The sequence below is a fragment of the Mycobacterium paraffinicum genome, from assembly GCF_001907675.1.
Taxonomy (GTDB): domain Bacteria; phylum Actinomycetota; class Actinomycetes; order Mycobacteriales; family Mycobacteriaceae; genus Mycobacterium; species Mycobacterium paraffinicum_A.
The window spans coordinates 225,925-235,487 of sequence record NZ_MPNT01000007.1; the positions used below are offsets into that span (position 1 = coordinate 225,925).

11 protein-coding genes are annotated in these 9,563 nt (G+C 68.1%); 7 read left to right on the top strand and 4 right to left on the bottom strand.

Translation table 11 applies throughout. From position 1 onward, the window contains the following. Positions 1–51 precede the first annotated feature (51 nt). Positions 52–678 carry a cutinase family protein gene (locus BRW65_RS10735; protein ID WP_073874324.1) on the top strand — a complete coding sequence of 209 codons (627 nt, stop codon included), beginning with the start codon at positions 52–54 and terminating at the stop codon, positions 676–678. Positions 679–698: 20 nt separating this feature from the next. Here the strand turns inward: BRW65_RS10735 and BRW65_RS10740 are convergent, their stop codons facing one another. The 3 genes from BRW65_RS10740 to BRW65_RS10750 all read right to left on the bottom strand — a co-directional run bounded on the left by BRW65_RS10740 (position 699) and on the right by BRW65_RS10750 (position 2,935). Further along, positions 699–1,079, bottom strand: coding sequence for a DUF5073 family protein (locus tag BRW65_RS10740; protein WP_073874326.1), 381 nt, complete (start codon positions 1,077–1,079; stop codon positions 699–701). Continuing rightward, positions 1,079–1,864, bottom strand: coding sequence for a heavy metal-binding domain-containing protein (locus tag BRW65_RS10745; protein ID WP_073874328.1), 786 nt, complete (start codon positions 1,862–1,864; stop codon positions 1,079–1,081). The genes BRW65_RS10740 and BRW65_RS10745 overlap by 1 nt, the downstream gene beginning before the upstream one ends. Positions 1,865–2,041: 177 nt before the next feature. Next, the gene (locus tag BRW65_RS10750; protein WP_244168057.1) at positions 2,042–2,935 is read right to left on the bottom strand and encodes an SDR family NAD(P)-dependent oxidoreductase; all 894 of its coding nucleotides are present in this window, start codon (positions 2,933–2,935) and stop codon (positions 2,042–2,044) included. Positions 2,936–3,407: 472 nt separating this feature from the next. Between BRW65_RS10750 and BRW65_RS10755 the strand changes: the two genes are divergently transcribed. The 3 genes from BRW65_RS10755 to BRW65_RS10765 all read left to right on the top strand — a co-directional run bounded on the left by BRW65_RS10755 (position 3,408) and on the right by BRW65_RS10765 (position 5,492). After that, positions 3,408–4,223 carry a SigB/SigF/SigG family RNA polymerase sigma factor gene (locus tag BRW65_RS10755; RefSeq protein WP_073874332.1) on the top strand — a complete coding sequence of 272 codons (816 nt, stop codon included), beginning with the start codon at positions 3,408–3,410 and terminating at the stop codon, positions 4,221–4,223. Between the two features lie 119 nt (positions 4,224–4,342). Continuing rightward, positions 4,343–4,966 (top strand): hypothetical protein, encoded by a 624-nt coding sequence (locus BRW65_RS10760; protein ID WP_073874334.1) that lies wholly within the window; start codon positions 4,343–4,345, stop codon positions 4,964–4,966. 34 nt (positions 4,967–5,000) lie between these two features. After that, complete coding sequence (locus tag BRW65_RS10765; protein ID WP_073874336.1) at positions 5,001–5,492, top strand: DUF2231 domain-containing protein; 492 nt, start codon at positions 5,001–5,003, stop codon at positions 5,490–5,492. Positions 5,493–5,507: 15 nt separating this feature from the next. Here BRW65_RS10765 and BRW65_RS10770 read toward each other — a convergent pair whose 3' ends face one another. Continuing rightward, positions 5,508–5,984, bottom strand: a complete 477-nt coding sequence (locus tag BRW65_RS10770) for a nitroreductase family deazaflavin-dependent oxidoreductase (protein WP_073874338.1) — start codon at positions 5,982–5,984, stop codon at positions 5,508–5,510. 234 nt (positions 5,985–6,218) lie between these two features. Between BRW65_RS10770 and BRW65_RS10775 the strand changes: the two genes are divergently transcribed. The 3 genes from BRW65_RS10775 to BRW65_RS10785 all read left to right on the top strand — a co-directional run. Further along, positions 6,219–7,454, top strand: coding sequence for a M24 family metallopeptidase (locus BRW65_RS10775; RefSeq protein ID WP_073874364.1), 1,236 nt, complete (start codon positions 6,219–6,221; stop codon positions 7,452–7,454). After that, the gene (locus tag BRW65_RS10780; protein WP_073874340.1) at positions 7,444–8,610 is read left to right on the top strand and encodes a M24 family metallopeptidase; all 1,167 of its coding nucleotides are present in this window, start codon (positions 7,444–7,446) and stop codon (positions 8,608–8,610) included. The genes BRW65_RS10775 and BRW65_RS10780 overlap by 11 nt, the downstream gene beginning before the upstream one ends. A 76-nt stretch (positions 8,611–8,686) precedes the next feature. Next, on the top strand, positions 8,687–9,563 hold an 877-nt coding region (locus tag BRW65_RS10785; RefSeq protein ID WP_139272983.1), incomplete at its 3' end, for a 13E12 repeat family protein.

The window sequence follows — 9,563 nt, forward strand, 5'->3', positions numbered from 1 at the left end:
TGACAAGATCGCGCTGTGAAGGCGCATACCCTCGCCGGTCTGATTGGTGCTGTGCTGGCACCCTTTTGGGCGCTTCCGGTTGCTCCCCTGGCCGCGGGCGACCCGTGCCCCGATGTCGAGGTGGTGTTCGCGCGGGGTACCAACGAGCCCCCTGGCGTCGGCCGCATCGGCCAGAGTTTCGTCGACACCATGCGCTCGCACGTCGGCGGCAGGTCCCTGGGCGTCTACCCGGTCGACTACCCGGCGACGACGGATTTCCCGCGGGCCGTGGACGGCATCAGCGATGCGGGCGCGCACGTCGAACACATGGCGGTCTCGTGCCCCAGAACCAGGATGGTGCTGGGCGGGTACTCCCAGGGCGCGGCCGTGATCGGCTTCGTCACCGAAAGCGCCGTGCCCGACGGGGTGCACCTGGTGCGGGCGCTGCAGCCGATGCCGGTCGAGGTTTCCAACCACGTGGCCGCGGTCGCCCTGTTCGGAAAGCCGTCGAGCCAGTTCATGAGCATCATCAACGAGCCGCCGGTGACGATCGGCCCGCCGTATTCGGGCAAGACCATCGAATTGTGCGTGCCCGGCGACCCCATCTGCTCGGACGCCACCAACCCTCTTGCGCATCGGCAGTACGTCGAAGCCGGCATGGTTGATCAGGCGGCTGACTTTGCCGCCGGTCGCATCTAGACCAGCGCGCTGATTCTGCGTCAGCGCGGGCCGGCGCCGGCCTCGAGCACCTCGAGGGCCGCATCGATGTTGGGCATGATCGTCGGACCGTAACTGCTCACCAGCTGGCCGAGCGCGCGGGCGATGTGCGGTCCGACGGCGCCGGCAGCGAGCACCTCCTCGGCCAGAACGATGCCGTTGACCAGGTGGGCGGCGCTCAAGCGGCCGTCCGGGGTGACCTCGTAACGCCAGTCGCCGATCTGCACCCGCTCGGGCTGCGACCGGAAGAACCCCCGCCGCGCCGGAATGAGGATCACTCCGGGAACGCCGCAGAAGACCCTGAGTACCAGCCCGACTCCCCCAGGGCCGGCCAGCGTCGTCCCGATCGCGTGACCGACCCGCTGCTGATCGAGGCTCGTCATCAATCGCTCATGGGCAGGACGAACGACGGCGTCAGGGTTTGCGGCTCGCCGGCGCGACGCACCGCGGTTCCGGCCACATAGAACTCGACGGTGTGATGGCCCCACGCGTAGTTCGAGATGGCGAAATGCACGCCGACGACGCCGGTTCCGCCATCGCGCTCGGCCTCGCTCTGCATGCGCGACATGGCCAGCTCGCGGGCCTGGTAGCTCCCTTGCGTCCACTGGGGCATCTCGGCGTTGCGGCCCACCTGGCTCAGCGTGCGCAGGAACCCTTGCACCGCGATGTGGAACACGCAGTTGCCCATCACGAACGCCACTGGGGCGAACCCCGACCGCAGGAGGGTCGTCAGGTCCTGCCCGGACAAATGGCTGGTGAACGCCTGCCCGTTGGGGCGCCGGTAGACCCCGGGCTTCTCGAGGTAGCGCACCGCGGTTCCGACCGCGATGAACTCCAGATGCTCGCCCTCGCCCTGATGCCGCCATTCGAGCCGGACGCCGACCACGCCGTCCGCGCCCAGCGAATCGGCCTCCGCCTGCATCCGCGACATCGCATTCCACCGCGCCCGGTAGGTGGCGTCGGTGAGCACGGGCAGCTCGGATTGCTGCCGGATGCCGGTGAACTGGTAACCGACGTGGTAGACCGAGACGCCCATCACCAGTTCGATCGGCTCGAATCCGGCCCCATGCAGCAGCGCGAATTCGTTGATGGACAGATCGGAAGTGAACACCTTGCCTGCGTGCGACAGCCGTTCGCTGGCAACTGGGTCTAGCGGGTTCGGTTGCATTGTCAAAACACCCTCCTGCGGTTCGCAGGACAGCGTATGACGCGGGACCGCGACGCACACCCCCAACGTGCGACTTTCCGGTGGCCCGCCGGAGAAATGACGGTGCTCCTCAAACGGCGGCCCGGGCTCGCCCCGACCCGGGCACGCGGGGGCGGGGTCGGTTTGCTGTCGGGCCGCTCAGTGGGCGGCTATCCTGAGCCCGATCATCGTGTGCAATTCATCGACCGACCAGGGTTCGGCCTCATGGTGATCCCGATAGCCCAGCAGCCGCGGCGTCGGTCGGTCGAAACTACCGACGAATCCTCCTGCGGCAACAAAGATTTGGCCCGTAACGCCCTGGGCGAGGTCGCTCACCAGATACGCGTAGAGCGGGGCCACGAAGGCCGGCGGGGCGCTGTCCAGCGAGGCGCGCATGGTCGTTTCGTCCAGCAAACCGCGGCGGTGCAGGTCCTCGATGTGTCGTTCGTACTCGGCGCCCGTGGACAGCCGCGTCCTGGCGCCGGGACAGACCACGTTGGCCCGTACGCCGTGCGGCTTCAGTTCGGCGGCAACGGCCATGGTCATGGCGTTCACCGCTCCCTTGCCCGCGGGATAGCCGGTGCCGCCGTAGTCGCCCAGGAAGGCGACCGAGCTGGTCGTGACGATCGCGCCGTGCCCCTGCGCGGCCATCACACGGGCGGCCGCCCGGCACGTGTGGAACGCCGAGCCCAGGTGGGCGCTGATCAGGCGGTCGAAATCGTCCGGTGCGATGTTCAAGATCGAGGAGCCGGGCGGCTCGGCGATTCCCGCGCAGTTGATCAGGCCGTCCAGCTGCCCATAAGTACGGACGCAGTCGTCGACGAGCGCCCCGGCGATGCGCTCGGAGTTCGCGGGTCCGACCACCGCGGTGGCCCGCCCGCCGGATGCCGTGATGGCGGCGACGGTCTCCGCGACGGCGTCCGCGTCGCGCCCATTGACCACGACGCCGGCGCCCAGGGCGCCGAGCAGTTCGGCGACCGAGCGCCCGATCCCGCGGCTGCCGCCGGCCACCACCACCGCGCGGCCGGCCAGCAGGCGCTCTGCCTCGTTCACCACCATCGGTGTCGGAAAGCGTTGTGCGTGACCGGCTCTCGGCATCGGTCAACGACACGTCGTACGAATTCGGTCACGAACATTAGGCGAACAGTACCCAGCGCGGCTGGAAATGAGAACCTCGACCTGACACGTCCGTTTCAGACCCAATCGGGCCAAGCGATCGCGGGCGCGCGCGAAGGGGCGTATAGTCACCAATGAAGTCCGTTCTGGACGTGTCGCCGTTTAGCTCAAAGCGGCCAGTCAGCCGCATGGCTACCGAGCTTGATATGGCTCCGGCGACGAACACCCGAGTCATCCCCCTTCGGTAATCCGTGTGTGTTGGATCGATAACGAGTCCGGCGGATAGAGGGCGGCGAGATAGCTGTCATGTCTCGCTGCACACGACTCAGAGGAGTGAGTCAGCAATGCAAATCGTTTTGTATGCAGGACTTTTGAGGATCGACCGCGCCGACACCGGGCGCGTGCGCCTATGACCGATGTAATAACGACCCCACGCCCGCGCCCTGCCGAGTGCCGCGACAAAAAAGCCGACGATTCCTACGACGACGTGGTCCAGATGTTCGTCGAGCTGCGTCAGATGCCTGCCGAGTCGCACGAGTACAGCCGCCAACGCGAACGGATCGTGGCCCGATGCCTGCCCCTGGCCGACCATGTCGCCAGCCACTTCGCCCGCCGCGGTGAAGGTATCGACGACCTCGTCCAGGTGGCACGCCTGGGATTGATGAACGCCGTCAATCGGTTCGATCCCGCCAAGGGACCCAGCTTCATCGGCTTCGCCGTCCCCACCATGATGGGCGAGGTGCGGAGGTATTTCCGCGACTACAGCTGGGGCATGCGGGTCCCGCGGCGGTTGCGCGAGCTGCACGTGCAGATCAGCCGGACGACCGGGGATCTGGCTCAGAAGCTTGGGCGCGCGCCCACCGCGGGCGAGCTGGCACAGGCGCTGGAAGTCCCCCGCGAGGAAATCGTCGAATGCCTCGTGGCCGGCGATGCCTACCGGTTGGATTCCCTGGACGCGCCGGTGGGCACCGACAGTTCGGGCACGCCCCGCCTGGTCGCCGACGCGGTTGGCGGCATCGATCCGCAGATCGAACACATCACCAACCGCGAGGCCCTGCGGGTCCTGGTTGCCGGCCTGCCCGAACGCGAACGCGAGGTCTTGCGCATGCGGTTCTTCGAGTCGATGACGCAGAGCCAGATCGCCGAGCGCATCGGGGTGTCACAGATGCAGGTCTCCCGCATCCTGGCCAGCACCCTGCGCTGCCTGCGCGACCAATTGGACTAACACTCATCGCCCGCCAGGGGCCTTCGGCGCCACGCCCGCGTCACGCCGCAATGTACTGTGCGATTCGGGAACGAACTCGACTGCGGCGCCGAAGGCTGCCTGGGAAGGGGGCTCGATCGATGAGGACTTCACGGACGGTGGCCGCGGGCATCGCGGCGACGACGGCGGTGGCGGTGGCGGTAGCGGGGTGCGGCGGCAAGAATTCGACGCCCTCGACGTCGAAGCCGGGAACCTCCAGCTCGGCTTCAAGCGCCCAGAGCTCGGCGCCGGCGTCGTCGGCTCCCGCGCAGCCGGGCGATTACACCGGACTGCTGATCCAGGCCGGCGACATCAACGCCCCGATTCAGTTCACGGCCAGCCCGCCGATCAGCAACCCGAACGGCCAGCCGGGCGTCGCGACGACGTTCAAAGACGACGACGGCAGCCACGTCATCAAGGACACCATCCAGGTGTTGGCCGACCCCGGCGCCGCCACGAACGCGTTGAACGCGGCCAAGGGCGCTCAGGGTGACGTGATCAAGAACCCGACCACGCAAGCCGCAAACGTCGGGACGGGCGGAACGACCCTGCTGGGCAACTCCCCCGACCGCAACAAGGGTGTGACCCTGCTGCTGTTCACCGAGGGCAGGGCCTTCGTCACGCTGCAGTTCGACGGACCGCCCGACACGCTGGCCCCCGCGGATTTCGTCAACGACGTCGGCCAGAAACAGGACGCGGCCATCAAGAAGGGGCTCGGCGGCTGACCGCGAGCTGACCGCCCACTACCAAGGAGCCCGATTGACCGTCATCAACGGCATGCCGGCCCATGCCCTGCTGCTGCACTTCGTGGTGGTGCTCGTGCCCCTGACCGCCCTGCTGGAGATCGTGTGCGTGTTTTGGCCGACGGCGCGGCGCGGCCCTCTGTTGTGGTTGGCAGTGCTATCGGCCGCCGTCACCATGGTGCTGACGCCGATCACGGTGAACGCCGGCGAATGGCTCTACGACCTGAGGGCCGAACCCAGCGCCATCCTGCAAAAGCACGCCGCCCTGGGCAGCACGATGACCTACTTCTCCGCCGCACTGCTGGCGGCCGCCCTGGTGCTCGTGGCGATGCACGTGATCGAACGCCGCTCGGACCAGAGCCGCGTGGTGGTCCGGGCGACCATCGCGATACTGGTGCTCGCCGTGGCCGTCGCATCGACGATCCAGATCTACCGCGTGGGTGATGCTGGGGCCCAATCCGTTTGGGGTGGCGAGATCGCCCATCTGCAGAAATCTCACCCGGGTTAGCGGTCGTCGCGACCCCTACGCGGTGGGCGTGAGGAGAAATAGCCGGAATTGGCGCCGGCCCGCGCGATCCTGGGCGATTTGGTAGTTCGGCCAGTGCGCCACCGCCGTGGACCATGCTTCGTCGCGTTCCGCGCCGGTGAGCAGCCGCACCGACGCGACGAAGCGATGGCCGTGCCTGCGGACGGTAACGCGTTGTGTCGCTTTGAGGTTCGCCGACCATGAGGGATGGCGCTCTCGGCCCCAGTTGGAGCCGACCAGCAGCAGCCCGCCGTCGACCGGCACGTACTGCACCGTCGCCGTACGGGCCAGGCCCGTCTTGCGGCCCGACGTGGTGATCTGCACGTTCGGCAGGCCCGCGAGATCGAGCACACCGAACCGCCCGGTCGTCGCGAAGCGAAGTAGCGCCTCAAGACTTTCCGCGACGGGCCGACCGGTCAGGACGAGCCGGCGGTAGGCCGCGGGGTTGCGAGCGACCCGCTGCAGCGGATTCATACGCAGACTGTATTCCCGGCCTGTGGGCGCCGCAGCGGACCTTCGCGGCGAGTTCGCTGGAAGGCGTTGCGTTGCGGTGCCGAGCCACGAGCTGCCGCCGTCATGACACCGCCGCAACGCCAGGAGACCCGCGGCGGCTTCGAATCGCAGTTCGGCGACACCCACGTGTGCGCCTCATTTAGGGTGGATGGCCTGGGGCTCGCCCAAGTCGACGAGATCGGAATCGCCTTTGAGATGACCGGATCACTCAGCCCCCCTGGGTCGCTCATCGAGATCCCCGATGAGCCGGATCGGGCGCGCATGCGTTCCGAGACGGGCGCGAGGCTGCGCGCGGCGATGGCCGACCACGGTGTCGATGCGCTGATCCTGCTGATGAACGGCTACGTCGGGTACGCGACGGGGGCCAGCTGGCCGCTGCTGGACGCCGGTCTGTCCCATGTGGAGCGGCCGGTCGCGGTCGTGCTCGCCGACGACGAACACCCGCACCTGTTCATGCCGTTCCGCGGCGGGGCGTCCTCGGAGTCACCGGTGCCCGACGATCATCTGCACGGACCCGTCTATCTCGAATTCGACCACGGCGTCGAGCAATTCGCGCGCGAGCTGGCGGGGCTGGTCCCGCCGGGCGCGAACGTCGCCGTCGACGAACTGACCGGCGCGATGCGAAGGGCCGGCCGCAAGCTGTTCCCCGGGGGCGAGCCCACGGACGCGGCGATCGTGGTCGGCGCCGCCCAGTTGGTGAAGACCCGGGATGAGCTGTCCTGCCTTCGCCGGGCCACCCGCATCACGGAACAGGCGATCGTCGACGTGCAGCAGGCGCTGGCGCCGGGAGTCCGCCAGATCGACCTGTCGGCCACGCTGGTGCGGCGCGCTTTCGAGCTGGGCGCCACCACCAACATGCTGGAGGCCATCTGGCAGGTGATGCCGAGTTCCCGGGAAGCCGGGGTGTGGACGACGCATGGCGATCTGGCACTGCCGCTGCTCCCCACCGGTCGTGAACTGGCCGCCGGTGACGTGCTGTGGACCGACATCAGCATCACGTATGCCGGGTACTGCTCCGACTTCGGCCGGACCTGGGTGGTCGGCCAACCGCCAACCCAGAGACAGCAGGACCAGTTTCGACAATGGCGGGCGATCATGGACGCGGTGCTCGCGGTGACCAAAGCCGGTGTCACCTCCGGTGACCTGGCGCGTGCGGCGATCGCCGCCAATGGTGGCCGCAAACCCTGGTTACCGCATTTCTATCTGGGCCACGGCATCGGTACCTATCCCGCCGAAGCTCCGATGATCGGCACGGATCTCGGCGAAGAGTTCGACGACAACTTCGTCTTCCGGGCCGGAATGGTGCTGGTGCTGGAACCCGTGGTGTGGGAAGACGGGACGGGCGGTTATCGCAGTGAGGAGATCGTGGTGATCACCGAAGACGGCTACCTGCCGATCACCGACTACCCCTATTCCCCCTATGGCGACTGACGTTCTGCCCGACCCCGCCGCGTTGCGGACGGGGCGTCGGGAACGCGCGCTGGCGCAGATGGACGCGCACGGGCTGGACATCCTGGTGCTCGGGCGGCAGGCCAACATTCGTTACGTGACCGGCGCACCGCAGTTGTGGATCGCGGGGACGCGGCCGTTCGGCCCGATGTGTGTGCTGGTGCGCGGGTCCGGCGAGATCTATCTGAACAGCACCGACGACGAGGGGGTTCCGGAGGAGATCGGGCACGATCATCTGTACGGACTGGCGTGGAACCCGATAACGCTCATCGACGTGCTGAAGAAGATCGACGGCGCCGACACCGCGCGTCGGGTCGGAACCGATGCGATCACACCGACTTTCGCGGCCTTGCTGCCCGAGGCGTTCCCCAATGCCGAGCTCGTCGACGCGGAGCCGGCGATGCGCGCCGCACGGCGCGTCAAGACGGCCGACGAGATTGCCGCGATGGACACCGCGCTCCGGGTTGCCGAACGCGGACTCGCTGCCGCGCTGTCCGAATTCGCGCCGGGCGTCTCGGAGCGGACACTGGCCGGCGCCATGATGGAGGCCATGGCGGCCGGCGGGGTGAGCACACCCGCCACCCAGGACGCGGCATGGGTGACGTCGAAGGAACACCCTTGGCGGCGCGCAGGATCGGGCGAGGTGCGGCAGGGTGACCTGGTCGCGTTCGCCGCCGGGGCCCTGGCGAACGGATACGTCGCAGAGGTGGGCCGGACCTGGCCGGCCGGTGGTTCTGCCGCCCCCGAGCTATTCCGTCGCTCAGATGTGTTGTGCGACAACATGCTTGCGGCCTGCCGACCCGGCGCGCCCACCTCCGACTTGCTGGCCGCCTATCGAGCGGCCGGTGAACCGATTCCGCCGATGCCGATCGCGCACGGGTTGGGCCTCGGATTTGATCCGCCCGTGGTGTCCCAAACCCTGTTGGCCGCAGGCGAACTCGACCAGCTAGAGGCCGGCATGGTGTTGGCGATCACCGGGTATGTCTGGGAGGAGGGCGTCGGGGCGGTCTTCCGGCGCGACACCGTCCACATCACCGAGGGCGGCACCGAAGTATTGACCACCAGCCCGTCCTGGGACGGCACTGCATCGGCCGCTCACCGGCGCGCTACTATCTCCCAATCCCGCCGCGGTCTCTGAAATCACTTGCACCACTTTCGTTTCAGTGGTCCCAGGATGGCATTATTTGTCGGTAGGTGTTCCTAGGCTTTGGGGTATGAGTCCACGCGGTCACCTCGACGCCGAGGCGGTGTTCGACGACTTGGATTCAGTTTTGGCTCGCGCGCGTGCGCTGCCGGTGGAGGCGATGACCGTTTCGCAGCAGTTGGCGATGCTGGAACGCTGCGAGCAGGCGCGCCGTCAGCTGCCCGCGATCGAGCATCCGGTGATCAACAACCTGGCCTGCCAGGCCAGTCCGGAAGAGTTGGGCGGCACGCTGGCGCATGCGATCGCCGAGGCCACGTTGATCCGCCACGCCGAGGCGTCACAGCGGGTCAAGGAGGCGACCGATCTGGGGCCGCGGCGCGGGTTGACCGGGGAACCCTTGGAACCGGTCCTGCCGGCCACCGCGGCCGCCCAACGCCAGGGGAAACTGGGCGGTGGGCAGGTGGCGGTGATCCGCAAATTCTTCCGCCACCTACCCGGCTGGATCGACGCGGCCACCCGCGCCGCCGTGGAGGCCGACCTAGCCGCCCACGCAACCCACTACCGGCCCGAACACTTGGCCCAGCTCGCCGATCACCTCGCCGACTGCCTCAACCCCGACGGCACCTACCGCGACGAGGACCGCGCCCGCCGCCGCGGCCTGACCCTGGGCACACAAGGCCCCGACGGCATGGCGGAGCTGCGCGGACTGCTCACCCCCGAAGCCCGCGCCACCATCGAAGCCGTGTTGGCCAAACTCGCCGCCCCCGGCATGTGCAACCCGCTCGACGACACCCCCTGCATCGACGGGGCCCCCAGCCAAGACGCGATCGAACGCGACGCCCGCTCGGCGGCCCAACGCAACCACGACGCACTGCTGGCAGCCAACCGGGCCCTGCTGGCCTCGGGCAAACTCGGCCAACACAACGGCCTACCCGCCTCCATCATCA

Coding starts and splice junctions, on each gene's coding strand:
- BRW65_RS10740 (WP_073874326.1), bottom strand. CDS start 1,079: ATGACGAGCCTCGATCAGCAGCGGGTCGGTCACGCGATCGGGACGACG.
- BRW65_RS10745 (WP_073874328.1), bottom strand. CDS start 1,864: ATGCAACCGAACCCGCTAGACCCAGTTGCCAGCGAACGGCTGTCGCAC.
- BRW65_RS10755 (WP_073874332.1), top strand. CDS start 3,408: ATGACCGATGTAATAACGACCCCACGCCCGCGCCCTGCCGAGTGCCGC.
- BRW65_RS10760 (WP_073874334.1), top strand. CDS start 4,343: ATGAGGACTTCACGGACGGTGGCCGCGGGCATCGCGGCGACGACGGCG.
- BRW65_RS10770 (WP_073874338.1), bottom strand. CDS start 5,984: ATGAATCCGCTGCAGCGGGTCGCTCGCAACCCCGCGGCCTACCGCCGG.
- BRW65_RS10775 (WP_073874364.1), top strand. CDS start 6,219: ATGACCGGATCACTCAGCCCCCCTGGGTCGCTCATCGAGATCCCCGAT.
- BRW65_RS10780 (WP_073874340.1), top strand. CDS start 7,444: ATGGCGACTGACGTTCTGCCCGACCCCGCCGCGTTGCGGACGGGGCGT.